Origin of the sequence: Leucobacter shiyiweii, from assembly GCF_052446065.1 — a bacterium.
GTDB lineage: Bacteria > Actinomycetota > Actinomycetes > Actinomycetales > Microbacteriaceae > Leucobacter.
Window position 1 is genome coordinate 1,114,945 of the sequence record NZ_CM127080.1, and the last position, 25,529, is coordinate 1,140,473.

Genomic DNA, 25,529 nt, shown 5'->3' on the forward strand with positions numbered 1-25,529 from the left:
CGCTCGGGAGAGGCTTAACCGAACCAGAGCTTCAGTTCGCGTTCAGCCGAGAGCGTCGAATCTGAACCGTGCACGAGGTTTTGCTGCACTTTGAGGCCCCAGTCGCGCCCGAGGTCGCCCCGAATCGTACCGGGTAGCGCCGCGGTGGGATCGGTCGCACCGGCGAGTGCGCGAAAGCCCTCGATGACACGATCGCCCTCGGCTCGAATCGCCACGATCGGACCAGATGACATGAATTCGAGGAGCGGCTCGAAGAACGGCTTTCCCTCGTGTTCTGCGTAGTGTTCTGCGAGCAACGCTCGGCCAGCGGTCACCATCCGAATATCGACGAGACGGTATCCCTTGTTCTCAACACGGCGCAGGATCTCGCCGGTGAGCCCACGGGCCACGCCATCGGGTTTCACCAAGATGAGGGTCTCTTCAGCTGACATGTTCTCTCCTTGTTTCGCATCAGTCACGTTCTGATCGGGGCTGGGCCCTCGTCGAGTGTAGCTGCTTCGTTCGGGACACTAGCTTCGCGCCTACTGTTGCTCGGCGATCCAGGCGGCCCTGTCCCGGTCGATGCGGGTACCTTTCACCATGCAGTACACCCACAGTGCCGTGAAGATCACCCCGACGATGAGGGCCATGGGAAGCACGAGTGCGCTGAGAAGCATCAGCACATGGACCACCCACCCGATCCAGATTCCCACTTTGCCCCTGCGCATCGTCGCAAGCGCAAGGATTATCACGACGCACAGTCCGATACCACCGATGATGCCGAGCTCGCGAGGCTCGGTGATACTCAAACCGAACACCGTCATGCCCATGAGGAAGACCACAATCAGTTCGAATCCGAGCACGATTGAGGCGAGTGCCCGTTGCGTGCGCGCGCCGCTGTCGGCACCGGAAGCAGCCCCGGATACACGCATTGCGGCGTTATGGGCAAAAGTCTCGGAGGGTGAGAGCCGCAACTCTGGATCCTCTGAGTTTTGCGGTGAGGGAGATCCCGGGCTCATACGACAGCCCACCCCTCGGCGCGCGCGAAGGCAATGGCCTCTCCAGCCAAAAGCACCGAGCCGACGACCAGAACCGCCCGGCCTTCGCCAGTGTTGGCCCAGACCCGGGCCGCATCGAGGGCCTCAGGAAGGGACTCGGCGACCCTGACCGGCAACTCACCGAGCGCGTGGGTGCCGAGTTCGTAGAGATCTTCGGCTGGGGTGGTTCTCTCAGAGTCGACGGGGGTGAGATACACCGTGTTGGCGATCGGGGCCAATGCTTCCAATACGCCCGCGGCGTCTTTCTCACTCATAACACCCACAACGAGTGCGAGTTCGGAAAACGCGAAGGATTCGGTGATTGCTCGGGCCAGTGCCTCGGCTCCGTGCGGGTTATGGGCGGCGTCGACGTAGACGATGGGCTCAGTACCGATCAGCTGCAGACGTCCAGGTGAGGTGAGTTGCGCGAGTCCTTCCTCGAAGACGGCCTCCGGAAGGGGGCGCTCACCTCCGAAGAACGCCTCGACCGCGGCTACCGCCACCGCGACATTTTCGGCCTGGTAGCTTCCGTAAAGCGGTACGAACGCAGAGTCGTAGATGTGCCCGGTGATCCCGCGCACATCAACCTGCCGACCGCCGACGGCGAGCCGGTCTTCAACGAGATCAAACTCGTCGCCAGCAACGAGGAGCCTCACGCTCTGTTCCTCTGAGGCGAGTCGCAGTTCAGCTGCAGCGTCCGCGTGCTGCCTTGCTGACACTGCGATGGCGCCAGGCTTGATGATCCCTGACTTGGTGTGTGCGATCTCGCCGATTGTGTGCCCAAGAATCGAAGTGTGATCGAGGTCGATCGGAGTAAACACCGCAACTTGCGCATCGGCGATATTGGTGGCATCCCACGCACCACCCATTCCGACCTCGATGACGGCAACCTCGACCGGCGCGTCCGCGAAGGCGAGAAACGCGAGCACAGCGAGTGCCTCGAAAAAGGTGATGGGGCCCTGGCCTGAGTCGGCAAGTTCCCGGTCGACGAGCTCGAGAGGCATCTGCAGCTCGGCCCAAGCCGTGACGAGCGATTCGTCGCGAATGGGTTCGCCGTCGATCTGGAAGCGTTCCGTGAAATCGACGAGGTGTGGGCTCGTGAACAGCCCGGTTCGCAGGCCGTGCGCGCGCAGCAGAGACTCAATCGCGCGGCTCGTTGAGGTCTTGCCATTGGTTCCCGCGATTTGAATGATCGGGAAGGAAAGCTGCGGTGACCCCGCGAGCTCTGCTAGACGCCGGGCTGGCTCGATCCGCGGACGAGGAGTCGCCTCCCCCACGCGCAGCAGCAGCGCCTCGTACACGTTCGCTGCGCCTTGATTCAGACTCATTCTGCACTCTTTTCTGACGCGTCAACAGTAATGATGAGCGGAGCCTTTTCAGCTCCCAGAGCAGCAGCGCTGCTGATGAACACGACATCGTCAATAACTCTGCCGGGCTGCGCCGCAATGTCATCCATGCCGTCAGTAGGCTGCACCGCGAAAGCCACGGCCAGCGTCTCGGCGGCAATGAGATCGGCGTGCACGTGCAGCGCTTCAGCGTACTCAGGGGCAGCATTCAGGGCGAGCACGATCCGGTCGCTGACTTCAAGGCCAGCGTTCTTCCGTGCCTCCTGAACCGCACGGATTGCATCCCTCGCGATGCCTTCGGCCTCCAACTTCGGGGAGGTTTCCGTGCGCAGCAATACAAAACCCCCGCCCGGCAACAGACCCAGCGCATCTCGATCCTGCGAGCCTTCGCCCACTGAGTTTGTCAGTTCGTATTCGCCTGGCTGCAGGACCACCCCGCCAGCGGTAACTACACCGTCATTCTCACTCCAGTTACCGGTCTTCGCTCCCGCGATCGCCTGCTGCACACTTTTGCCTATGCGGGGTCCGGCGGCGCGCGCGTTGACGGTCAACTGCTGAAGGATGCCGTGTTCTTGCGCGCTAGTCTCCTTCAGTCTCTTGAGCTTTACCTGCTTCACGTTTAGCTCTTCACGCAAGATTTCAGCGAAGGGTTTCAGTGAATTCTTTCGTGCTGTCACGACGGTGAGTTTCTTCAGCGGGAGCCGCACCCGCAGGCGCCGAGACTTCCGAAGCGCCAGTGCCTGCGAGGTGATCTGACGAATCTCATCCATAGCACCGATGAGTTCGTCATCCTGCGGGAACTCATCGGCACTCGGCCAATCGGTCAGGTGCACGGAACGGCCCCCGGTGAGTCCGCGCCACATTTCCTCGGCAACCAGCGGCATCATCGGTGCGGCCACTCGAGCTACCGTTTCGAGCACTGTGAAAAGGGTGTCGAACGCCTGTCGGTTTTCCGCTCTTCCGTTGGGTCCGCTGGTACCCGCCCAGAATCGATCTCGCGAACGTCGCACGTACCAGTTGGTGAGGACCTCGGCGAACTCCCGAAGAGACTCGGCTGCGGAGGTGGTATCTAGCGACTCAAGGTGGGTTCCGACGTCGCGCACGAGCGCGCCTGTTTTCGCGAGAATATAGCGATCCAGTGGATCGCGGGAGTCCGTGCGCCACTGAGCCTCTAGCCCGTCAGCGTTTGCATACAGGCTAAAGAAGTACCAGGTGCTCCACAGCGGCAGAATGAACTGCCGCACCCCTTCACGAATCCCCTCCTCGGTGACCACGAGGTTGCCACCCCGAACAACGGGCGACGCCATGAGGAACCACCTCATCGCGTCTGATCCATCACGTTCGAATACCTCGTTGACATCGGGGTAGTTCTGCAGACTCTTCGACATCTTGTTGCCGTCGGAGCCGAGAACGATGCCGTGACTGATGACGTTCCTGAAGGCGGGTCGGTCAAAGAGCGCGGTTGCAAGCACGTGCATGACGTAAAACCATCCGCGTGTTTGACCGATGTACTCGACAATGAAGTCGGCGGGCTGATGGGTATCGAACCAGTCACGATTCTCAAACGGGTAATGCGCCTGCGCGAACGGCATCGAACCGGAGTCAAACCACACGTCGAACACGTCTTCGATCCGCCGCATCGTGGACTGCCCGGTGGGATCGTCAGGATTCGGACGAGTCAATTCATCAATGAACGGCCGGTGCAGATCCACCCCGCCAGATGCGCCGGTCGGCAGTCGACCAAAATCCGCCTCGATCTCAGCAAGCGAACCATACACATCGACACGGGGATAGTCGGGATTGTCGCTCTTCCACACCGGGATCGGGCTGCCCCAATACCGGTTGCGACTCACTGACCAGTCTCGCGCGCCCTCGAGCCACTTGCCGAATTGCCCGTGCTTCACGTTGGCGGGCACCCAGTTGATCTCTTCGTTCAACTCGAGCATGCGTTCTTTGATCTCAGTGACTCGCACGAACCAACTCGAGACCGCCTTGTAGATGAGGGGGTTTCTGCACCGCCAGCAGTGCGGGTAAGAGTGCTCGTAGCTTGCCTCGCGGAGCAGGCGGCCCTTCTCGCGAATCAGGCGAATAAGAGGACGGTTCGCGTCGAACCATAGCTCCCCGGCGACATCTGAAACCGCCGAGATGAATCGGCCCCCGTCGTCGACACTTACGATTGTCGGCATGCCTGCAGCCGAGGCGATCCGCATGTCGTCCTCACCGTAGGCTGGCGATTGATGCACGATACCCGTGCCATCGGTTGTCGTGACGTAATCATCCACCAGGATTCGCCAGCAGTGCTCCGTGTTCCAGAGTTCCGTATCTGCGAAGTAATCGAAGAGTCTCGTATACGACACATCAGCGAGTTCGCGGCCCTCAAACGTCCGAAGCACCGCGTCACGTGCGTGGTCGGCAGATTCGTAACCCAGTTCCTTCGCGTGCGCGCCCACCATGTCAGCCGCGAGGAGGTAGCGAGCTGACTGTGCGGAGCTGCCGTCTGCGGCACCGAGCGGACCCGCAGGGATCAACGCGTAGGCGATCTCCGGGCCAACAGCGAGTGCGACATTCGTCGGCAGGGTCCAAGGGGTGGTGGTCCAAGCGAGGGCACGTACGCCGTCGAGCCCCAATAAGGTGGCACGCTCTCCCACCATCGGGAAGCTCACCGTGACCGAGGGGTCCTGACGCATCTGGTAGACATCATCGTCCATGCGCAGCTCGTGGTTTGAAAGGGGCGTCTCATCGCGCCAGCAATATGGCAGTACTCGGTGACCTTCGTAGGCGAGACCCTTGTCGTAGAGCTGCTTAAATGCCCACAGCACGCTTTCCATGAACTCGAGATTGAGAGTCTTGTAGTCGTTTTCAAAGTCAACCCAGCGTGCCTGTCGGGTGACATACTCTTCCCACTCTTTCGTGTAGAAGAGCACCGACTCCCGCGCCTTGGCGTTGAAGGAGGCGATCCCCATCTCCTCGATCTCGCTCTTTTCAGTGATCCCCAGCTGCTTCATCACCTCAAGCTCCGCCGGTAAGCCGTGAGTATCCCAACCGAAGCGACGTTCAACCTTCCGGCCCCGCATAGTCTGGAAGCGCGGAAAAACATCCTTCGCATACCCCGTCAGAAGGTGACCGTAGTGCGGCAGCCCATTGGCGAATGGAGGACCATCGTTGAATACCCATTCCGGAGCGTCCTCGCGTTGCCGAATCGACTCACGAAAGGTGTCGTCTGCTTGCCAGAAGGCCAACACCCGCTCTTCGATTTCGGGAAGCGCGGGTGAGGGCTTCACTCCGAACGCGGCACCTGCCGTCGTTGCGGCATGCTTCGGACCGTTTTTATTGCTTGCGCTGTGGGAGTCAGTCGACTGCTGGGGGTAGGGCATGGGTTCCTCGCTGCGGTTCTCATCGTGCGGTTGTCCACTCATCGCCTCCCTCTGCACCATCAGCAATGCGAGAAAGAACAACTCGTGGATAAACTGCCGGGACGAGGCTGCCGACTCGAAAGCCTCACAGTCCCGCGGTACCACCCTGCTTGTCGAGATCCGCACTGGTGTACCGGCGCAGACTCAACCACTTTATTTCGGCTATGACGGGCCAACCCGTTCGGGTCTACTGAGCACCCAAGGGTGCCGTTCTTCCGAAGACTCCCCGGTGATGGCCGGATCCTCATCTCTGCATCAATACTAGCCGGTGTGCTCCTGAGTAGGTGGCCTCTGGCCCGCCCGATTGGCCCGATCTCAGGCACCTTGAAGGGTAAGCTTTACCCGAACCCTTTCAGGCACCCGAGCCTTCCAGTGAACTCAGTGGATCGCGCCAAGCGGCGCAGCTCACAGACACGGTGCCGCCCATAGCGAAACCGGAGTAGACGCATGAGTGCGATCCCAGACAAGCCCCAACTCGAAGGCCTCGAAGCCAAGTGGGGGGCTGCGTGGGAGGAAGCCGGCACGTACCGGTTCGATCGCGCCGGAGCATCGCGCGACGATGTCTACAGCATCGACACTCCCCCGCCCACAGCTTCAGGCTCCCTGCACGTCGGTCACGTTTTCAGCTACACGCACACCGACACAGTTGCGCGCTATCAGCGCATGCGCGGCAAGCGCGTCTTCTACCCCATGGGGTGGGATGACAACGGTCTTCCCACCGAGCGTCGCGTGCAGAACTACTACGGAGTGCGCTGTGACCCATCACTCCCCTACGAAGCTGATTTCACACCTCCCCATGAGGGTGGGGACGGGAAAAGCATCAAGGCAGCGGATCAGAAGCCGATTTCGCGCCGAAACTTCATTGAGCTATGCGAACGCCTCACCGTCGAAGATGAGAAGCAGTTCGAGGATCTTTGGCGCACCCTGGGGCTCTCTGTTGACTGGTCGCAGACCTATCGCACGATCGCCGATGACTCCCTTCGCGCCTCTCAACTCGCGTTCCTCTCCAACGTGCAACGCGGAGAGGCCTATCAGGCGCAGGCGCCGACCCTCTGGGACGTTACGTTTCGCACCGCAGTGGCGCAGGCCGAGCTTGAGGATCGAGAGCAGCCAGGCGCCTATCACACGCTCGCGTTCCATCGCACTGACGGCGGCGGCGACATCCTCATCGACACAACCAGACCCGAACTCCTCGCCGCGTGTGTGGCGCTCGTCGCGCACCCCGACGATGAGAGATTCCAACCCCTTTTTGGCACGACAGTGCGGACGCCGCTGTTTGATGTCGAGGTGCCAATCCTTGCTCACCACCTCGCGCAGAAGGACAAGGGCACAGGCATCGCTATGATCTGCACGTTCGGTGATGTCACCGACGTCATCTGGTGGCGCGAGTTGCAACTTCCAAGTAGGAGCATTCTGGGTTTCGATGGTCGCGTGATCGCCGAGGCACCGGAGGCCATAACGAGCGAGACCGGGCGCGCCGCCTACGGGCAGATCGCCGGAAAGACCGTGTTCAGTGCGAAGCAGACCATGGTCGAACTCTTGCAGGCCTCTGGTGAATTGCTGGGCGAGATTCGGGGGATCACGCATCCCGTCAAGTTCTTCGAGAAGGGCGACCGACCGCTCGAAATTGTCTCGACCCGACAGTGGTACATCAAGAATGGCGCACACGATCCCGAGTTGCGCGAGCGACTACTCGCGCACGGTCGCGAGCTTCACTGGCACCCCGAATTCATGCGGGTCCGATACGAGAACTGGGTCGAAGGGCTTTCGGGCGACTGGTTGATCTCGAGGCAGCGCTTTTTTGGGGTGCCTATTCCGGTCTGGTACCCGCTCGACAGCGAGGGCAACCCTCTGTTCGAAGAGCCGATTCTTCCCGGCGAAGAAGAGTTGCCGGTGGACCCATCGATCGATGTGCCGCCCGGGTTTGACGAAGCGCAGCGGGGGCTGCCGGGTGGATTCATTGGGGAAGTCGACGTGATGGACACCTGGGCGACCTCGTCCCTGACGCCCCAGCTCGCGGGAGGGTGGCAGCGAGACCAAGAACTCTTCGACCTGGTGTTTCCCTTCAGTCTCCGGCCTCAGGGCCAAGACATTATCCGCACCTGGCTCTTCAGCACGTTGCTGCGCAGTGAACTCGAGACGGGACGACTCCCTTGGGAGCATGCGGGCATATCGGGATGGATCCTTGACCCTGATCGCAAGAAGATGTCGAAGTCGAAGGGCAACGTCGTCACTCCTGCTGCCATGCTTGAGCAGCATGGCAGCGACGCGGTGCGTTATTGGGCCGCTTCGGCGAAGCTCGGAACGGATGCGGCATTCGATCCGCAAAACCCGACTCAAATCAAAATCGGTCGTCGGCTAGCCATCAAGCTGCTAAACGCGGCGAAGTTCACGCTGAGTTTTGACGACAGCGCTGCGGGATTAGTCACCGAACCGATTGACCGCGCGATGCTTGGCGGCCTAGAACGTGTAATTGATGAGGCGACTCGTGCGTTCGACGGATACGACCACGCCCGCGCGCTCGAACTGGCAGAGTCCTACTTTTGGACTTTTTGCGACGATTACCTGGAGCTCGTGAAGGAACGCGCTCACGGCGGCAGCGGCCAAGAGCAAGCCTCGGCGGTCACCGCCCTGCGAGCGGCGCTTTCCGTGTTTACGCGTCTCTTTGCTCCATTCATTCCGTTCGCGACTGAGGAAACCTGGTCATGGTTCAATACTGGCTCGGTGCACACCTCCGCATGGCCCGTGACCGACGAGGTGGCGAGGCTCTCCGGCGAGGAAGCAGATCCTGGCCTCCTTCCGCTCGTGGGTAGTGCGCTTGTAGGAATCCGTGGTGCGAAGACTGCCGCGAAAGCCTCACAGAAGACGGTTGTCAACCTCGCAGTAATTCACGCCCCAAGCGCCGATGCAGCGCGTCTGCGACTTGCGGCTGCAGACCTGGCTGCAGTCGGTCGAATCGCTGAACTCCGGATCGAGGAGGCAGACGTGGCGGCCGTCACGGTCAGTGAGATCCAACTGGCAACTCAGACCGAGGCCTAGGAGAACCTGATGCTACTCGGAGCGCGCTGGCTGGTGGGTGACCCACCACATCGTAGTGTGCCCCAAGAGCTCCGTGAGACGATATCTGAGCAGGAAGCTCAGCACCCGGACGCTGACGCGTGGACATTGACCTGGCTCGAGGGACGGCCACAGTGTGCCCTCGACGGGCTAGTGTTGGTCGAACTCGATGCAACTGGGGCGTCTCGCGTCACAGTTCTGCACCCTTGGGATAGCGTCAGTGCTGACTCAGATGACACAGCCGACTTGGACGACTGGTTGAGTGAATGAGGGAGTGGAAATGATTCGCACAGAAGCTTCCTTCGTTGGACGCCTGTTGGTAGGCACGAGCGCGGTGCTGCTCGCGCTGAGCTTAGCCGGGTGCGCTCCCGAGTCTGCCGAGATCGCGGGCCAGCCCGAGAAAGGATCTGAGACGGTAAACCCCGAGAGCAGTTGGAGCCAACCCACAGACGACTTCGACCCGGCAGTCAAGACGACCGAACTGCCCGAAACCTTCCCCAGCGATCAGTTTCCGCTCCCCGCCGATGCAGTAATTGATGATGCCGGAAGTCGAGGCGAATCGGCCTGGTTCGTCGTGCTCCGTGCACCGGATGCAACCCAGGCCGCGGTGTTCTGGTCCGAGATCGTTGCGCTTGGCGGGTTCACCGAGTCAGACGTGTCGGAAGTCCCGGAGGGTGGGAGGGCGGCAACGCTTTCGAGCGCCGTGTTGTCGGCGGTCGCCATCACTATTCCGCAAGAGGACGGCTCGGTGCTGCTCAGCTTCGATATAACTCGAGCTGCAGCGTAGCGACGACTGACCCCGAAAATCACGATTCGACAATAGAGTCAGAGAACCCATCGACTTCTGCTAAGCGCTGCGCTCCTCGGCAGCACCAGCACTCTGGAGCACCCTCGGAGCGGCTTCGCCCAGCACCGATTCGCGCGTGACGATGACCTTAGTAATCTCACCGTTTGAGGGCACATCAAACATGACCGGACCGAGCACGCCCTCAAGGATCGCCCGAAGCCCGCGGGCGCCTGTCTTGCGCTCTACGGCGAGCTCGGCGATCGAGACGAGAGCGGACTCTTCGAATTCGAGGCCAACCCCGTCAAGCTCAAACATTCGCTGGTATTGCTTGACGAGCGCGTTTCTCGGTTCGGAAAGGATTCGCACGAGGGCATCGACATCGAGCGGGTCGACCGTCGCGATAACTGGCAGGCGCCCAATAAACTCAGGAATCAGGCCGAACTTATGCAAGTCTTCCGGCTGCACCTGCGCGAGCAGCTCAGCTTCGTTGCGCTTGCTCGCCATCGGCGCACCGAAGCCGATGCCGCCCTTGCCTAAGCGCGCTGCAATGATGTCTTCAAGACCAGAGAATGCGCCAGCGACAATGAACAGAACGTTCGTGGTGTCGAGCTGAATGAATTCTTGATTCGGATGCTTCCGCCCTCCCTGGGGCGGAATCGAAGCGACCGTGCCTTCAAGAATCTTGAGCAGAGCCTGCTGCACACCTTCGCCCGAGACATCCCGAGTAATCGAGGGGTTCTCGGCCTTACGCGTGATCTTGTCAACCTCATCAATGTAGATGATCCCGGTCTCCGCACGCTGAACGTCAAAGTCTGCCGCCTGAAGGAGCTTCAGCAGAATGTTCTCGACATCTTCGCCCACGTAGCCGGCTTCGGTGAGCGCTGTGGCGTCGGCAACGGCGAAGGGCACGTTGAGCTGTCGAGCCAACGACTGGGCCAGGTAGGTCTTACCGCACCCGGTGGGGCCAAGCATCAGGATATTGGACTTGGCGATCTCAACCTGTTCAGAAGCAGCTTCGGCGCTCGTGAGCGACTTCAAGGCTCGAACGCGCTTGTAATGGTTATACACGGCGACCGCGAGCGACTGCTTCGCCCGGTCTTGCCCAATAACGTACTGGTCTAGGAAATCCGCAATCTCGCGCGGTTTGTGCAGCACAAACTCGGTCGACTCTTCGGCGGCATTTTCAGCCATCCGTTCCTCGATGATCTCATTACACAAGCCCACGCATTCGTCACAGATGTAAATCTGCGGGCCCGCGATGAGTTGCTGTACTTGCTTCTGTGACTTACCACAAAAGGAGCACTTCAGCAGGTCGCTGCTTTCACCGATCTTCGCCATGCGCGGTTCCCCTTCTGCAAGTCACCCCGGTACTCCGAGCCTAGCTGCCTCCACTGACAATCTCGGCCACGGCACGCCGCCCCGGAGTCTGACCTCCTCCTGGAATCCTACTTCGGGGCAGCGTTCACACGTAGCTACGAGCCGATGACCGGCTGCGGATTCTTGCGACTCGTCAGAACCTGGTCGACCAGACCATACTCAAGAGCTTCCTGCGCACTCAGGATCTTGTCGCGGTCAATATCGCGATTCACTTCTTCGGGAGTGCGCTTCGAATGCTTTGAGAGCGTCTCTTCAAGCCATTCGCGCATTCGGAGGATCTCACGCGCCTGGATCTCAATATCGGAAGCCTGACCGTGCCCGGACTGCCCTGTTGACGGCTGGTGGATCAGCACTCGCGCGTTGGGGAGAGCGAGCCGCTTGCCGGGTGAACCGCCGGCGAGCAGGACGGCCGCGGCAGAGGCTGCCTGTCCCAGGCAAACTGTCTGCACGTGTGGCCGAATGTACTGCATTGTGTCGTAGATAGCGGTCATCGCGGTGAAAGAACCGCCCGGAGAGTTGATGTACATCGTGATGTCACGCTCCGGGTCCTGGCTCTCCAACACGAGCAACTGAGCCATCACGTCGTCCGCCGATGCGTCGTCGACCTGCACGCCGAGGAAGATGATGCGATCCTCGAACAATTTCGCGTACGGATCCTGCCGCTTGTAACCGTAAGCCGTGCGCTCCTCGAAAGTGGGGAGCACGTATCGTGCACTTGGGGAGCCAATGGCCGAGCCACCCAGTTGTGGCATGTGCGGGTACACCATTTGATCGCTCACTTCCCACTCTCCTGCTTGCCGGTGCCGCCGCCGCCGATGACATCGGTCGCGGAATCTCGGATGTAATCGACGAACCCGTACTCCAGCGCTTCCTGCGCATTGAACCAGCGGTCGCGGTCACCGTCCGCGTTAATCTGCTCGACCGTCTTTCCGGTCTGCGCAGCAGTGATCTCTGCGAGGCGATTCTTCATCGAGGTGATCAGCTGCGCCTGCGTCTGAATGTCGCTCGCGGTGCCGCCGAAACCTCCGTGCGGCTGGTGCAACAGCACACGGGCGTTCGGAGTGATGTAGCGCTTGCCCTTGGTGCCAGCGGTAAGGAGGAACTGGCCCATCGAGGCCGCCATCCCAATCCCTACGGTGACAATGTCGTTCGGGACAAAGCTCATCGTGTCATAGATCGCCATGCCGGCGGTGATGGATCCACCAGGCGAGTTGATGTACAGATAAATATCTGACTCGGAGTCCTCCGCCGCGAGCAGGAGGATCTTCGCGCAGATCTCGTTCGCGTTGTCGTCGCGCACCTCACTGCCCAGCCAAATGATCCGGTCTTTTAGCAGTCGCTCGAACACGCTGTTCGGCGGCATGTTTTCTGCCATGCGGCGCTCCTTCGATTGGTACTTGTAACGAGGCTACCGATTCGCGGATGGTTGTGCGGCCGTGTTCGCCCTGGGCACACCGTCAGGCGCTGCGAGGCCCCTGCACGAAAGAATCCCCGCCTCGACAGAGACGGGGATTCTTGGCGCGAAGACTACGCTGAGTGGCGAGTACTACTCGGCGTCATCTGCCTTCTTCGCGGCGGGCTTCTTCTTCGCCGCAGGCTTTTCTGCCGTTGTCTTCGATGCCGCAGCCTTTGTGGCTGCAGGCTTCTTTGCGGCGGGCTTCTTCGCAGCAGGCTTCTTCGCCGGCTTATCGGTTTCGGCAGTTTCTGCCGAGTCCTTGTCCGCTGCCGGTTCGCTCACTTCAGCTGCTTCTGCCTCTTCGACGATCTCTTCGGCCTCGTTGATAACCTCGGCAATAGCCTCATCATCCACAGCGGTGAACTCACTGAGGTCAACCGCATTACCGTCTTGATCGACAACCTTCGCCTTGGAGAGTGCAATCGCGAGCGCTTTATTGCGTGTCACCTCTCCAACAATCACGCCCATCTGGCCGCCCTGGCCAAGGGCCTGAAGGAACTGCGAGGGATCCATGCCGTACTGTTGCGCCGACTGGAAAATATACTGCGAAAGTTCATTCTGGGTCGGGGTGACCTCTTCTGCCTCGGCAATCGCGTCGAGCAACAGCTGCAGCTGGATCTGCTTGGCAGCCGACACCTGAACCTCGGCACGGTGCTCGTCATCTTCCAGACGATTCTCGCCCTCGAGGTGACGGTGCACCTCTTCCTCGACCAACTCCTCCGAAGCAGGAATTTTGGCCTTTTCGATCAGCGTCTCGGTGAAGAGATCCCGTGCCTGACGGCCTTGCGCGAAGACCGCAGCCTGCTTAGCTTGCTCGGCCAGGCTCTCCCGAAGTTCATCGATCGTGTCGAATTCGCTCGCGAGCTGAGCGAAATCGTCATCGGCTGCAGCGAGCTCGCGCACCTTCACTGCGGTGACGGTGACCTCGACCTCTGCATCGCGGCCCTCGTGCTCCCCGCCCAGGAGCTGTGACGTGAAAGTGGTAGATTCGCCCGCGGTCAGAGTATCGACAGCCTCATCAAGCCCCTGCAGCATGTTGCCTGCACCGACCTCGTAAGAGACACCCGTGGCCTGATCTACATCGGCGCCATCGACGCGTGCGACGAGATCAAGCTCGACGAAGTCACCGGTCGCAGCGGGCCGATCGACGGTAACCAAATTGCCGAAGCGCTCGCGCAGCTTCGTGAGCTCGCTTTCGACCGCATCCTCGCCGACCTCGGCGTTGTCCACAGTGATCTTGAGACCTGCGTACTTGGGAAGCTTGAACTCGGGGCGAGCCTCAACTTCAAACGCGAGCACGATTTCGCTTTTCGGATCCTTGACATCAAGCCACTGCTCAACGTCAGCGGTCGGCCGTCCCATAGGGCGGGTGTCGGTCTCGGCGAGCGCGATCTGGTAGAACTCGTCGAGTGAAGAGTTCACGGCCTGCTCGACAACTGCCTCACGACCCATGCGCTGATCGATGATCGGTGCCGGCACATGTCCCTTGCGGAAACCAGGAATCGAGACCTGTTCGGAAATCGTCTGGTAAGCCTGCTTCAGGTGCGGCTCGAGTTCGTCGATCGTGATCGCGACGGTCAGCTTGACCCGCGTCGGGGTGAGCTTCTCAGCATTCGTCTTCGGCAATTTGGCCTCTCAGTGTCGATTTTCGCGGGTGTTGCACGTGCGGCGAACCGCTGCACTCGTGTCGGGGCGACAGGATTCGAACCTGCGACCTCCCGCTCCCAAAGCGGGCGCTCTAGCCAAGCTGAGCTACGCCCCGTACTGCCCTGTCGGGCGAAAAGAATCACTCGGATCCCTGAAATCCCCCTGAGGTGAATCAGAGGGCTTCCGAGGGGATGACGGGAATCGAACCCGCGTAATCAGTTTGGAAGACTGAGGCTCTACCATTGAGCTACATCCCCGAGAGCTTGCACACACTCCAGCGCGCAAACGCACCCGCACTAGTCTAGTACATTTCCGACTCCCAAACGTGCAGGAAGCGAAGAAGCCCCCACCAATTAGGTGGGGGCCTCGGGCGCTCCCCCGGCTGGGCTCGAACCAGCGACATCCTGATTAACAGTCAAGCGCTCTGCCAACTGAGCTACAGGGGATCATTGCCATGGGCAACATCGTCTAGCTTATCAAATCGTCAATTCGGCCCGCAAATCGGCCCGCCGTTTCTGTCGTTCGATTGAAGAATCGAGTTGATTATTCCTCGGACACCTCATCGTACGCGGTGGCGCGAAGGGCCTTCGCAAGCTGGAGTACATACCCGTGATCGGCGTTGCGAAAGATCTCGTTGATGTCTCCGGCTCCAACGAGCCGCCCCTGCTGCATCACGACAACATCTTGTACGAGAGCTTCCAAGACGCCGATATCGTGACTGACCAACACCATGGTCGCACCGCTCTTCTCGCGGTACCAGGTGAGCAGGTCAACAATCCGAGGCCGATTGTTCGCATCAACTCCGAGGGTGGGTTCGTCAGCGAAGTACACCGTCGGGTTAAGCATTAGCGAGCGCATGACCGCCACCCGCTGGCGTTGGCCTTTTGAAAGTTCGAAAGGAAATTCCTGCAGTTTACTGAGCGGCAGTCCCACCAAGTCCATCATCTCTGCAACGATCTGGCCGAGCTGGTCGCGATCGAACCGCTTCGTTCTCTCCGCGATGGGCTGAAACAGGATGTCTCCCACGTTCAGGTCAGGCGGTAGTGTCGCCCCAGCATCTTGTGCAAGGTGCCCCACGTACGCTGTCAAACGTGTCACGGAACGGCGTGACAGTCGGCGCAGAGAGATACCGAGGACTGCGGCGTCCCCTCCGGAGAGCTGCACCCGAGCACCTTTATCCAGAGCATCGTCGCCACGGGCAGAAAGAAACCTGGTCAGTGTGGTCTTGCCTGAGCCACTCTCACCCAGGATCGCGAGGACACCACCTTTCGCGACTTCCAGGCTCACACCTTCGACAGCGTTAAATGCCTTGGCCCCTCCGTGGGCGGGATAGCCCAACGAAAGATCAGACACCGAAATGGACGGGTCAGCCTCAGGATTCGGTTCAACCATGAGTTCGATCCTATTCGTTTCGTAGCGCGCGCCTTGCCGTCTCGAGTGCGGCTAGTTGCTCCTGAATCCTACGGAAACCCGGGTCGAGGGTGTCACCGATGCGCTGGAGCCTGGCCACCAGTTCAGCTTTGAGCGCAAGAAGGTCTCGATCTAGGAGCGCCGCGACAATATCCCGCGCGTAGGCTCCCAAGTGAGCTTGACTCTTATGAGGAATCGGGGCCATCGCGAGTTCTCGCACGAGCCCACGCAGTGGATCTGGTGCGGCCTGCACCACGCGACCGAGCCAGCCGTCTTGTCCGAGGGCCCCAATCTCAGTTGCAATGGCGTCTCGGACCGCGCGCAGCGGCGGTGTGTATACCTCGGCGGTCACCGCCTGCGCCATCAGGTCAACACCGACCGCATCGCCATGCTGCAACATAGCCATGAGGGCGTCGCGCTCAAGCCTCGCTGAGGGCGTAGACGGCAGGTCTCCCAGGGAAAAACGGCGTTGTGTGGATCCCGCTCTCTCGTGAGGGTCCGACTGTGCAGCCGGAGTGGAATCAAATTGGCGTCCCTGTCCGAGCCCTTCCCGCCCCGCGCGCCCCCTCCCACTCGCCGGAGACGCCGCCATCTGCGCACGCACGGCTTGCTGCACCTCCGCCAGGTCGATGCCGAGCATCCGAGCAAGTTCACGTGTGTACGCCGGGCGCAAACCGGGATCCTTGATGTCCCCGAGGATTGGGGCAGCGGACCGCAGCGCAGACACCCGCCCCTCCACGGTGTTGAGATCAAAGCGGGATATCGCTTGCTTCAGCGCAAACTGGAAGAGCGGGACCTTTCGCTCGAAAATCTCACGAACGGCTTCGTCGCCGCGATGGAGCCTCAAATCTGCGGGATCTAACCCTTCAGGTGCCACCGCGACGAATGTCTGAGCGCTAAAGAGCTTCTCGTCGCTAAACGCACGGAGAGCCGCTTTCTGTCCGGCCTCGTCGGGATCGAAGGTGAAGATCACTTCGGCAGCTGCGTCGTCGCCCATGATGCGTCGGAGCACCGCAATGTGGTCCCGCCCAAAAGCCGTTCCGCAAGTCGCGACCGCAGCGTCCACCCCCGCGAGGTGGCACGCCATGACGTCGGTGTAACCCTCGACTACGACCACTCGCTTCCCGCGCGCAACCGCACGCTTCGCGAGATCGAGACCATAGAGCACGCGTGACTTGTGGTAAACCGGTGTCTCTGGCGTGTTGAGATACTTCGGTCCATTGTCGTCGTCGTAAAGCTTTCGTGCGCCAAACCCCACCGTTTGACCGCTCGTGTCTCTAATCGGCCACACGATGCGCCCACGGAATCGGTCGTAGCTCCCCCGCTGCCCCTCTGAAAGGAGACCAGCAAGCAGCAGCTCCTGTTGGGTATACCCGAGCCCAAGGAGGTGATCTGAGAGACTGCTCCAACCCTTGGGTGCGTATCCGACACCGAAACGCTCACACGCACTCCCGTCAAATCCTCGCGCGCCGAGGAAGTCGCGTGCAGACGCGGCCTCATTGCCGTTCAGCTGTCCAGCAAAGAAGGTCTGGGCTGCCTGGTTCGCCGCGAGCAGGCGCGCTCGCGCGGGACCTTCGTCGCGTCGCTCACCGCCTTCTTCGTACGTCAATACGAAGTGGATCCGAGCGGCGAGCCGCTCGACGGCTTCCGTGAAGGTGAGGTGGTCCATATTGCGCAGGAAGCTGATCGCGTCGCCCGACTCTCCGCACCCGAAGCAGTGGTAATAGCCGAGGCTGGGGCGAACGTGAAAGCTCGGGCTCCGCTCGTCATGAAAAGGGCACAGACCCTTCATCGAGTCAATGCCGCCGTTCTTCAGCGCGACGTAGTCACCGACCACATCGGCGAGATTGGTGCGGCGTTTCACCTCTTCGATGTCGCTCGCTCGAATGCGCCCTGCCATGATTGCCGAGTGTATCGCGATCCGTGCAGTCTCAGACCAGGGGCACGTCGCACAAGCGGCGATACCATGCGATGGCTGACTGATCCGTGAGTGAGGCAACCTGATCGACGACAGCTCTTCGCGCAGTGGCCTCGTCAGGGGCCGCCCGGTAATCATCCGCGAACGCGGCGTCGAGGTCACTGGGCCCTGCATCCCAGAGGGTCTGCGTAAGCTCGAGCAAAAGCTCACGCTGCCTGCGATAGGTGGGCTGCCTGCGCCCACTTTCCATCACGAAGGCAGCCACGATCCCTTTGAGGACAGCAATTTCAGCACGAATTGCACGCGGCACCACAATGTCGGCCCCGTAGCGTGCGAGTGCCTTCCCACCTGTCTTGTCGAGTGTGGCACGGATCGCTGAGCCCGCGAATCGGCCGATCATGTCACTCGTGAAGTTTTTCAGCTTCGCCTGATCCGCGCGCGTTCCCTCCCACCGGGTAAGCCAAGTCTCGGCACGCGCGATCCGATCGAAAGCAGCCCCCAGTTCATCTTCCGAATAGGTGCCACTCGACCACCCGGCGACCGCACGGATCAGGCTCACGTGCCCCGACTTCGAGGTGAGAATCTCAGGATCGATGTACCCCCCGACAACCGCGTCTTCAAAGTCGTGCACCGAATAGGCAATGTCGTCCGAGAGATCCATGGCCTGAGCCTCAGCGCATTTCCGGCGTTCAGGCGCCCCGCGCCTCATCCATTCAAAGACTGCTGAATCGTCGACAAAGTATCCGAACTTGGCGCTTCCGGCTGCGGCGTCCTGAAGGGACCACGGATACTTGCAACTGGCATCGAGTGTGGCGCGGGTCAGATTAAGGCCCACACTCTGCCCAATCGCATCGAAACGCTTGGGTTCGAGCCTCGTAAGGATCCGGAGGGTCTGTGCGTTGCCTTCGAAACCCCCGAAGTCGGCCATCCACTGGTTGAGCGCCCGCTCGCCATTGTGACCAAATGGCGGATGACCCAGATCATGGGCGAGACAGGCAGTGTCAACGACATCTTGGGCTAGGCCTAAGGAAACGGCAAGTTCGCGCCCGATCTGGGCGACCTCTAGCGAATGGGTGAGGCGGTTCCGTGCAAAGTCGATGCCAGCAGTCGGACTCAACACTTGCGTCTTGGCAGCCAACCTCCGCCATCCGCTCGAGTGCAGCACCCGGGCACGGTCTCGCGCAAAATTCGTGCGGTGGCCCCCATGTTGCTCGGGAACAAAACGCTCCTCATCAGAAGCACAGTAGCCGTCAACCACCTGAGTCGTCCCGTTCGGCTTCTGCGAGCTCGCCGAAATCGATGTGATCGCTACTGCGGCTTTCGAGCCAGCCGTGAGGCAGCACCGGCCGCTTGGGAGACCCTGCTCGCCCCCTCGGACCCTCGGCGCCTTCGCCCGGATAAGGCAGCTGAGCATCCATCGTGCCGAATATCTCGTCCATCTGAGCGAGCGACTCCACCATAGAGAGTGAGCGCCGAGTGTCTCCCCCAACCCCGTAGCCCTTGAAGTACCAGGCCACGTGCTTGCGAATATCGCGGCACGCCCGATCTTCATCATCGAAGAAGTCGACCAACAACTCGGTGTGCCTGCGCATCGCGCTCATGACGGTACCCAGTGGTGGCCTCGCAGTCAAACGCTCCGCCTCCTCGGCGGTCATTTCACCGGCCTCCGCCCTGAACGCCGCGGCAAGATCACCGAAGAGCCACGGACGCCCCAGGCAGCCTCGGCCCACCACTACGCCGTCGCACCCAGTCTCACGCACCATCCGTATGGCATCGCCGGCCGACCAGATGTCGCCGTTACCCAGAATTGGCACACTCGTGATCGTTTCCTTCAGCGTGGCAATTGCCGCCCAATCAGCCTGTCCTGAATAGAATTCGCTCGCGGTGCGCCCGTGAAGCGCGATCGCCGCCACGCCCGCGCCCTCGGCAGCGCGAGCGGCTTCCAGATATGTGAGGTGCTCGGGATCGATTCCCTTGCGCATCTTCACTGTGAGCGGCAGATTTCCTGCGGCCTTCACCGCCTGTTCGACGATGGCACGAAACAAATCCAGTTTCCATGGGAGCGCGGATCCACCTCCCTTGCGCGTCACCTTGGGCACAGGGCAACCGAAGTTGAGGTCAATGTGATCGGCCCGATCCTCATCGACAAGAAATCGCACGGCCTCGGCTACCGTTTTCGGATCCACCCCGTATAGCTGAATCGAGCGCGGGGTTTCGGTTTCATGGTGCGTAATCAGGCGCAGCGATTCAGGTGTTCGCTCAACCAGCGCCCGGCTCGTGATCATCTCGCTCACGTACAACCCGGCGCCCTGCTCACGGCACAACCGGCGGAACGCAGTATTCGTAATTCCTGCCATAGGCGCGAGTACGACTGGAACATCGAGTTCGAGCGGACCGATACGCAGATGACGGCCGGTGGTTGCTGCAGGGGTAGGCATCAGAACATTCTCTCAGATCGTCCTAGGTGCTTGGCTTATCGGTGGCACTGCCAAAACGGCGGTCACGCTCTTGGTATATTTCGATCGCTCGCCACAATTCGTTGCGGTCAAAATCTGGCCACAACGTGTCCAAGAAGACCATCTCCGCATACGCCGCCTGCCACAACATAAAGTTACTGGTGCGTTGCTCACCTGAACTCCGCAAGAACAGGTCGACCTCGGGTAGTTCTGGGACATAGAGATGTCTCTGGATGGTGCGCTCGTTAATGCCATGCGGTGACAGCCGCCCCGCAGCAACCTCTGCGGCAATGAGACGCACCGCGTCGGTGATTTCGTTACGACCTCCATAGTTGACACACATGGTCAAGGTGAGCCCGGTGTTTGCTGCGGTCTCACGCTCGGAGGTCTTGAGCTCAGACAGAACCGATCCCCACAGCTTGGGCCTGCGACCGGCCCAACGCATGCGAACGTTCCAGTGATCGAGTTGCTCCCGACGTCTCCGCAAAACATCACGGTTGAACCCCATCAGAAAGCGGACCTCATCGGGCGACCGTCGCCAGTTCTCGGTGGAGAAGGCGTACACACTGAGATGTGTGACACCAGCCTGAATGGCTCCGGCAACCACATCGAGCAGTGCCTGCTCCCCCATACGGTGGCCCTCAACGCGCGGCAGACCGCGCCGATTTGCCCATCTCCCGTTGCCATCCATAACGATGGCAACGTGCCGTGGCATGGTGCCGGAAAAAATCGGCGGCGTCTCTCCGGTCCAGTCCACCGGAACGAGATCACTCGGTGCCAGGCGCATGCTTCCTCGTCTCTGGTAATGCCAAGAATTTTCAGACTATCGCTCAACGGGTGCGGAACGACCGTAGCCCACGCTCGAGGTGCCACTGCGTATACGCAGCGACGACCCCGGCTGCCTGGCCGCGATCCTGGTCGCTCGAACTCACGGCTCCCTTCCAATCACCAGTCAGGAGCGCGGCGAGCAGGTCAATTCCGCTGGGTTCGAGACGAGGCCCCCCCGGCACGCGGCATGCCTCGCACACAACCCCACCCAGCTGCACAATGACCTGGGTATGCGGACCTGGGGCACCGCACCGCACACACTCACTGAATCCCGGCGCCCAACCAGCGGCAGCCATTGCGCGGAGCAGGTATCCATCTCGGACCAGCCCCGACGGGATCTCACCCGTCGCAAGGGTGCGCAATGCGCCAACCAAGAGCCGATACTGCTCGGGCGCGGGTCCGCCCTCGGAAACACGCTCGGCGGTCTCAACCATCGTGCTGCCTGCCCGATACCGATCGTAATCGGCGCTGATGCGCGGGCCATAGGCACCGAGCGTTTCTGCCTGGGTGACAGTATCGAGCGTTCGACCCTCGAAGAGTTGTAAATCCGCCACCATGAAGGGTTCGAGGCGGGCGCCGAATCTCGAAGTTGTGCGACGCACACCCTTTGCCACAGCTCGAAGAAGCCCTCGCTCACGAGTGAGCAAGGTCACGATTCGGTCGGCCTCGCCCAGCTTCTGGGTACGCAGCACGACCCCTTCTTCTCGGTACAGGGGCACAGATAAATTATCTCAGGTGGGGCGCGATATCGCGGGACACTAGACCGCCTATCGGCTCCCTCGGCGCCTACCCGACTTCGCTTCCGCCTCGCGCCAGGCTCGCTGCGCCGGGGTCTCAGCGCCCACCGGCGCAGCCACGGAGGATGCGCGGCCGCGGTTCAAGTTCCAGGCGTGCGTTACGGCCAGAGCAAGTGCGTCGGAGGCATCAGCTGGCTGTGGCGGGGCATCGAGGCGCAGCAACCGCGCCACCATCTGCCCGACCTGGGCCTTGTCTGCGGCACCATACCCGGTGACCTGGGACTTCACCTCATTCGGCGTGTAGAGCGTCACGGGTATTTCCCGCTGCGCCGCGAGATACATCACCACGCCACTGATCTGCGCAACTCCCATCACGCTGGGAAGGTTTTGCTGAGCGAAGACCCGCTCGAGCGCAATCGCACCGATCTCCTGCCCATCAAGCATGCGGGCGATACTCGAACCAATCTGCAACAATCGCGACGGCGTAGCAGCATCCGCCGCACTCTTCAGGACCTCGACGTGTTCAAAAGTGACATTTCGCCCGGGACCGGAACTCACTATCCCAACCCCGCATCTTGTCAAGCCTGGGTCGATACCGATGATCCTCACCGCTCGGCCTCCGTTTCAGTTTGCACAAGACCCGGCGCGAGCTTGACACCCTGGGAATCACACAGACAAGAACTCTGTTACTCGTCGGCTCCAAGTTCGGCCTGCACTTCGGGAGTGAGATCCACATTCGAAAACACGTTTTGCACGTCATCGCTGTCTTCCAACGCCTCAATGAGATGGAAGACCTTACGAGCGGTGGCAGCATCCACCTCGACCTTGAGATTCGGCACGAACTCCGCGTCGGCAGAATCGTAATCGATGCCGGCTTCGACCAGCGCCGTGCGGGTGGCGACGAGACTGCTCGCCTCAGTGATAACCTCGAACGCTTCTCCATTCGGGGTCTGCACGACCTCCTCGGCACCTGCTTCCAAAACGGCCATGAGTACATCGTCTTCGGTGGTGCCCTCTGCAGGAACGACGATCACACCTTTTCGCTCGAAGTTGTAGGCAACGCTCCCGGGATCCGCCATATTGCCGCCGTTGCGATTCATGGCGGTTCGCACCTCGGCTGCGGCACGGTTCTTGTTGTCAGTGAGACACTCGATCAAGAGCGCGACCCCGTTCGGCCCGTAGCCCTCGTACATGATGGTCGTGTACTCAACCGAGTCGCCAGTGAGGCCTGCACCACGCTTTACCGCGCGGTCAATGTTGTCACCGGGGACCGAGTTCTTCTTGGCCTTGTGTATTGCATCAGCAAGGGTCGGGTTGCCTTGCAGGTCGGCTCCACCGATACGGGCCGCTACCTCGATATTCTTTATGTACTTGGCGAACGCCTTCGCGCGACGCGAGTCGATGATGGCCTTTTTGTGCTTGGTGGTCGCCCATTTTGAGTGTCCGGACACGCTTGATCCTTACGCTTGTGATGATTCGCTACCCAGGGTACTGGTAGATCCCGGCGCGACCCAGGGGCCTCGCCGATCGGAAGGCTATGGCTCAGGCCAGGCCTCAGCGATCTTTGCTCGTACGTCGCCGAGCAGCTGCGGGAGCGACTTGGTCTTCGCAATGATAGGGAAGAAGTTCGCGTCAGACTGCCATCGCGGAACGACGTGCTGATGCAGGTGAGCCGCAATTCCGGCCCCGGCAATCGCGCCCTGGTTCATTCCCAGGTTAAAACCGTGACATCCCATCACATTTCTTAACACGCGCATCGCGACTTGTGTGAGTTGGGCGATCTCGGCGACCTCCTCAATTGACGCCTCGTCGTACATAGAGATATGGCGATACGGGCATACAAGCAAGTGGCCCGTGTTGTAGGGATACAGGTTCAGCAGTGCGAATGAGTGCGCGCCACGGGCAACGATCAGCGCCTGCTCGTCTTCCAGGCTCGGCGCCTTGCAAAAAGGACAGTTATGTTCTTCGGGCTGGGTGGTGTCTGCGATGTAGACCATACGGTGCGGTGTCCAGAGACGTTGCATCTCGTCGGGCACTCCCACGAGCCCGCTCTCGGTCACTGACTCGGCGCGACGATGCTCTGCCCCATCACTTATTCCGACCATACGGTCGCCACCTGCTCGTGGTTCTTGATGGCGCGAACAATGCGATCCACTGCCTCGTCGACGGGAACACCATTCATCTGGGTACCGTCACGGAAGCGGAAGCTCACGGCCCCGGCCGCGCGATCCTCCTCTCCAGCGATGAGCTGGAATGGGACCTTAGCCTTCGTGTGCGTGCGAATCTTCTTCGGCATGCGGTCGTCACTGTGATCAACCTCAGCTCGAACACCCAATTCCCGTAGACGCGCAATTACCTCATCGAGGTGCTCACCGTACTGCTCCGCCACCGGAATGCCGACCACCTGCACGGGTGAGAGCCAGGCCGGGAACGCGCCCGCGTAGTGCTCAAGCAGGATGGCAAAGAAACGCTCGATCGAGCCGAGCAGCGCGCGGTGGATCATGATCGGACGCTTCCGCGTGCCGTCCGCAGCCGCGTATTCGAGCTCGAACAGCTCTGGCTGATTGAAGTCGAGTTGCACAGTGCTCAGCTGCCAGGTTCGACCGATCGCATCGCGAGCCTGCACCGAGATCTTCGGGCCGTAGAAGGCGGCACCACCGGGATCAGAAACCAGCTCTAAGCCCGATTCCTCAGCGACCTCCCTGAGCGTCGCCGTCGCGACATCCCACTGCGCATCAGTACCGACCGACTTGTTCGGGTCACGCGTCGAGAGCTCGAGGTAGAAGTCGTCAAGTCCATATGCGCGCAAGGTCTCGAAAACGAAATCAAGCTGACGCTTAATTTCTTCCTTCACGTTCTCTTCGGCTACATAGATGTGAGCGTCGTCTTGGGTGAGACCGCGAACTCGGGTCAGACCCGAGAGAGTGCCGCTCTTCTCGTAGCGGTAAACCGTGCCAAGCTCAGCTAGTCGCAACGGCAACTCTCGGTAGCTGCGGGCGCGGGCGCGGTAAATGAGGTTGTGGAAGGGGCAGTTCATCGGCTTCAGGTAGTAATCCTGGCCGGGCTTCACGACCTTCCCTTCTGCGTCCTCCACGGCGTCAAGGTGCATGGCAGGAAACATGCCCTCCTTGTACCAGTTCAGATGCTGGCTGGTCTCAAACAGGGTGCCCTTCGTGATGTGCGGGCTATTCACCAACTGATAATCGTGGTGCAGTAAGCGCTCACGCATGTACTGTTCGATCTCGTGGCGAATGATGCCGCCTCGCGGGTGAAAAACCGCGAGGCCGGAGCCGATTTCATCGGGGAAGCTGAACAGGTCGAGCTCGACACCGAGCTTGCGATGGTCTCGCTTGGCTGCCTCTTCCAGTCGAGTCTGGTAGGCGCGGAGCTCTTCCTTAGTCGCCCATGCGGTGCCATAGATGCGCTGCAGCATCGGATTGGCCTCACTGCCACGCCAGTAGGCTGCCGCGCTGCGCATGAGCGCCCAACCATTGCCGAGCATTTTGGTGTTGGGAACATGGGGCCCACGACACAAGTCTTTCCAGCACACCTCGCCGGTCTTCGGATCAACGTTGTCGTAGATGGTGAGTTCGGCGCCTCCGATCTCGACGCTTTCGTTATCGTCGCCGGTCTCACCGCCTTTCAGGCCGATGAGCTCAAGTTTGTATGGCTCATTAGCCAGCTCTGCACGTGCCTCGTCCTCGGTCACTACACGGCGAACGAAACGCTGACCCTGCTTGACAATTTTCGCCATCTCAGAGCTGATTTGCTTCAGATCATCGGGAGTGAACGCTTCAGGGGGTTCAAAATCGTAATAGAACCCGTCGGTGATGGGTGGACCGATCCCGAGCTTAGTCTCGGGAGTCAGTCGCTGCACGGCCTGTGCAAGCACGTGTGCAGCGGAGTGCCGCAGGATAGCGATCCCATCTGCCGAGTCGAGCGAAACCGGTTCGACAGTGTCGGCATCGGTCACCTCTGTGGCGAGGTCTCGCAGTTCGCCATTGAGGCGCATCGCAACGATTGATCGATCACTGAACAGGCTGAAACCATCTGCCACGGCAGGCACTCCTTCGACGAATAT

Annotated in this window: 20 protein-coding genes and 3 tRNA genes; 2 read left to right on the plus strand and 21 right to left on the minus strand. The window is 60.6% G+C overall.

What is annotated here, in order from left to right:
* Positions 1–14: 14 nt before the first annotated feature.
* From ndk to ileS, 4 genes are all read right to left on the minus strand, one after another.
* On the minus strand, positions 15–431 hold the full coding sequence (gene ndk / locus ACTNFJ_RS05215; RefSeq protein WP_435907171.1) for a nucleoside-diphosphate kinase: 417 nt from the start codon (positions 429–431) through the stop codon (positions 15–17).
* 90 nt (positions 432–521) lie between these two features.
* Positions 522–911: a DUF4233 domain-containing protein gene (locus tag ACTNFJ_RS05220; protein WP_435907172.1), complete on the minus strand. Its 390-nt coding sequence runs from the start codon at positions 909–911 to the stop codon at positions 522–524.
* A gap of 83 nt (positions 912–994) precedes the next feature.
* Positions 995–2,344: a bifunctional folylpolyglutamate synthase/dihydrofolate synthase gene (locus ACTNFJ_RS05225; RefSeq protein WP_435907173.1), complete on the minus strand. Its 1,350-nt coding sequence runs from the start codon at positions 2,342–2,344 to the stop codon at positions 995–997.
* On the minus strand, positions 2,341–5,736 hold the full coding sequence (ileS, locus tag ACTNFJ_RS05230) for an isoleucine--tRNA ligase (protein WP_435907250.1): 3,396 nt from the start codon (positions 5,734–5,736) through the stop codon (positions 2,341–2,343). The genes ACTNFJ_RS05225 and ileS overlap by 4 nt, the downstream gene beginning before the upstream one ends.
* Positions 5,737–6,222: 486 nt before the next feature.
* Between ileS and valS the strand changes: the two genes are divergently transcribed.
* Positions 6,223–8,814: a valine--tRNA ligase gene (valS, locus tag ACTNFJ_RS05235; RefSeq protein WP_435907174.1), complete on the plus strand. Its 2,592-nt coding sequence runs from the start codon at positions 6,223–6,225 to the stop codon at positions 8,812–8,814.
* A gap of 298 nt (positions 8,815–9,112) precedes the next feature.
* Entirely contained in the window at positions 9,113–9,619 is a 507-nt protein-coding gene (locus ACTNFJ_RS05240) for a hypothetical protein (protein ID WP_435907175.1), read from the plus strand.
* Positions 9,620–9,679: 60 nt separating this feature from the next.
* Here the strand turns inward: ACTNFJ_RS05240 and clpX are convergent, their stop codons facing one another.
* The 17 genes from clpX to thrS all read right to left on the minus strand — a co-directional run bounded on the left by clpX (position 9,680) and on the right by thrS (position 25,505).
* Complete coding sequence (clpX, locus tag ACTNFJ_RS05245; protein ID WP_435907176.1) at positions 9,680–10,957, minus strand: ATP-dependent Clp protease ATP-binding subunit ClpX; 1,278 nt, start codon at positions 10,955–10,957, stop codon at positions 9,680–9,682.
* Positions 10,958–11,091: 134 nt separating this feature from the next.
* Positions 11,092–11,763 (minus strand): ATP-dependent Clp protease proteolytic subunit, encoded by a 672-nt coding sequence (locus ACTNFJ_RS05250; protein WP_435907251.1) that lies wholly within the window; start codon positions 11,761–11,763, stop codon positions 11,092–11,094.
* An 8-nt stretch (positions 11,764–11,771) separates the two neighbouring features.
* Positions 11,772–12,371, minus strand: coding sequence for an ATP-dependent Clp protease proteolytic subunit (locus tag ACTNFJ_RS05255; RefSeq protein WP_444711798.1), 600 nt, complete (start codon positions 12,369–12,371; stop codon positions 11,772–11,774).
* A 171-nt stretch (positions 12,372–12,542) separates the two neighbouring features.
* On the minus strand, positions 12,543–14,078 hold the full coding sequence (gene tig, locus ACTNFJ_RS05260; protein WP_435907177.1) for a trigger factor: 1,536 nt from the start codon (positions 14,076–14,078) through the stop codon (positions 12,543–12,545).
* 61 nt (positions 14,079–14,139) lie between these two features.
* A tRNA-Pro gene (locus tag ACTNFJ_RS05265) sits at positions 14,140–14,214 on the minus strand.
* A gap of 71 nt (positions 14,215–14,285) precedes the next feature.
* Positions 14,286–14,356, minus strand: a tRNA-Gly gene (locus tag ACTNFJ_RS05270).
* A 116-nt stretch (positions 14,357–14,472) separates the two neighbouring features.
* Positions 14,473–14,545, minus strand: a tRNA-Asn gene (locus ACTNFJ_RS05275).
* 97 nt (positions 14,546–14,642) lie between these two features.
* Positions 14,643–15,491 (minus strand): ATP-binding cassette domain-containing protein, encoded by an 849-nt coding sequence (locus tag ACTNFJ_RS05280; protein WP_435907178.1) that lies wholly within the window; start codon positions 15,489–15,491, stop codon positions 14,643–14,645.
* A gap of 10 nt (positions 15,492–15,501) precedes the next feature.
* On the minus strand, positions 15,502–17,409 hold the full coding sequence (gene dnaG / locus ACTNFJ_RS05285) for a DNA primase (RefSeq protein WP_435907179.1): 1,908 nt from the start codon (positions 17,407–17,409) through the stop codon (positions 15,502–15,504).
* Positions 17,410–17,440: 31 nt separating this feature from the next.
* Positions 17,441–18,685 carry a deoxyguanosinetriphosphate triphosphohydrolase gene (locus ACTNFJ_RS05290; RefSeq protein ID WP_435907180.1) on the minus strand — a complete coding sequence of 415 codons (1,245 nt, stop codon included), beginning with the start codon at positions 18,683–18,685 and terminating at the stop codon, positions 17,441–17,443.
* Positions 18,678–19,865 (minus strand): tRNA dihydrouridine synthase DusB, encoded by a 1,188-nt coding sequence (dusB, locus tag ACTNFJ_RS05295; protein WP_435907181.1) that lies wholly within the window; start codon positions 19,863–19,865, stop codon positions 18,678–18,680. Before dusB ends, ACTNFJ_RS05290 begins: the two co-directional genes overlap by 8 nt.
* Positions 19,866–19,887: 22 nt before the next feature.
* Complete coding sequence (locus tag ACTNFJ_RS05300; RefSeq protein WP_435907182.1) at positions 19,888–20,670, minus strand: isoprenyl transferase; 783 nt, start codon at positions 20,668–20,670, stop codon at positions 19,888–19,890.
* A gap of 43 nt (positions 20,671–20,713) precedes the next feature.
* The gene (gene recO / locus ACTNFJ_RS05305; RefSeq protein WP_435907183.1) at positions 20,714–21,430 is read right to left on the minus strand and encodes a DNA repair protein RecO; all 717 of its coding nucleotides are present in this window, start codon (positions 21,428–21,430) and stop codon (positions 20,714–20,716) included.
* A gap of 48 nt (positions 21,431–21,478) precedes the next feature.
* Entirely contained in the window at positions 21,479–22,057 is a 579-nt protein-coding gene (ruvC, locus tag ACTNFJ_RS05310; protein ID WP_435907184.1) for a crossover junction endodeoxyribonuclease RuvC, read from the minus strand.
* Between the two features lie 77 nt (positions 22,058–22,134).
* A complete protein-coding gene (locus tag ACTNFJ_RS05315; protein WP_435907185.1) occupies positions 22,135–22,899 on the minus strand; it encodes a YebC/PmpR family DNA-binding transcriptional regulator in 765 nt (254 codons plus the stop codon).
* 84 nt (positions 22,900–22,983) lie between these two features.
* On the minus strand, positions 22,984–23,553 hold the full coding sequence (locus ACTNFJ_RS05320) for an HIT family protein (protein WP_435907186.1): 570 nt from the start codon (positions 23,551–23,553) through the stop codon (positions 22,984–22,986).
* Entirely contained in the window at positions 23,541–25,505 is a 1,965-nt protein-coding gene (gene thrS / locus ACTNFJ_RS05325) for a threonine--tRNA ligase (RefSeq protein WP_435907187.1), read from the minus strand. The genes ACTNFJ_RS05320 and thrS overlap by 13 nt, the downstream gene beginning before the upstream one ends.
* Positions 25,506–25,529: the final 24 nt, after the last annotated feature.

Bases quoted from the DNA above. Each gene is read 5' to 3' on its own strand.
- ndk (WP_435907171.1), bottom strand. From the start codon at position 431: ATGTCAGCTGAAGAGACCCTCATCTTGGTGAAACCCGATGGCGTGGCC.
- ACTNFJ_RS05220 (WP_435907172.1), bottom strand. From the start codon at position 911: ATGCGTGTATCCGGGGCTGCTTCCGGTGCCGACAGCGGCGCGCGCACG.
- ACTNFJ_RS05225 (WP_435907173.1), bottom strand. From the start codon at position 2,344: ATGAGTCTGAATCAAGGCGCAGCGAACGTGTACGAGGCGCTGCTGCTG.
- ileS (WP_435907250.1), bottom strand. From the start codon at position 5,736: ATGCCCTACCCCCAGCAGTCGACTGACTCCCACAGCGCAAGCAATAAA.
- valS (WP_435907174.1), top strand. From the start codon at position 6,223: ATGAGTGCGATCCCAGACAAGCCCCAACTCGAAGGCCTCGAAGCCAAG.
- ACTNFJ_RS05240 (WP_435907175.1), top strand. From the start codon at position 9,113: ATGATTCGCACAGAAGCTTCCTTCGTTGGACGCCTGTTGGTAGGCACG.
- clpX (WP_435907176.1), bottom strand. From the start codon at position 10,957: ATGGCGAAGATCGGTGAAAGCAGCGACCTGCTGAAGTGCTCCTTTTGT.
- ACTNFJ_RS05250 (WP_435907251.1), bottom strand. From the start codon at position 11,763: ATGGTGTACCCGCACATGCCACAACTGGGTGGCTCGGCCATTGGCTCC.
- ACTNFJ_RS05255 (WP_444711798.1), bottom strand. From the start codon at position 12,371: ATGGCAGAAAACATGCCGCCGAACAGCGTGTTCGAGCGACTGCTAAAA.
- ACTNFJ_RS05280 (WP_435907178.1), bottom strand. From the start codon at position 15,491: ATGGTTGAACCGAATCCTGAGGCTGACCCGTCCATTTCGGTGTCTGAT.
- dnaG (WP_435907179.1), bottom strand. From the start codon at position 17,409: ATGGCAGGGCGCATTCGAGCGAGCGACATCGAAGAGGTGAAACGCCGC.
- dusB (WP_435907181.1), bottom strand. From the start codon at position 19,865: ATGCCTACCCCTGCAGCAACCACCGGCCGTCATCTGCGTATCGGTCCG.
- ACTNFJ_RS05300 (WP_435907182.1), bottom strand. From the start codon at position 20,670: ATGCGCCTGGCACCGAGTGATCTCGTTCCGGTGGACTGGACCGGAGAG.
- ACTNFJ_RS05320 (WP_435907186.1), bottom strand. From the start codon at position 23,553: ATGGTCGGAATAAGTGATGGGGCAGAGCATCGTCGCGCCGAGTCAGTG.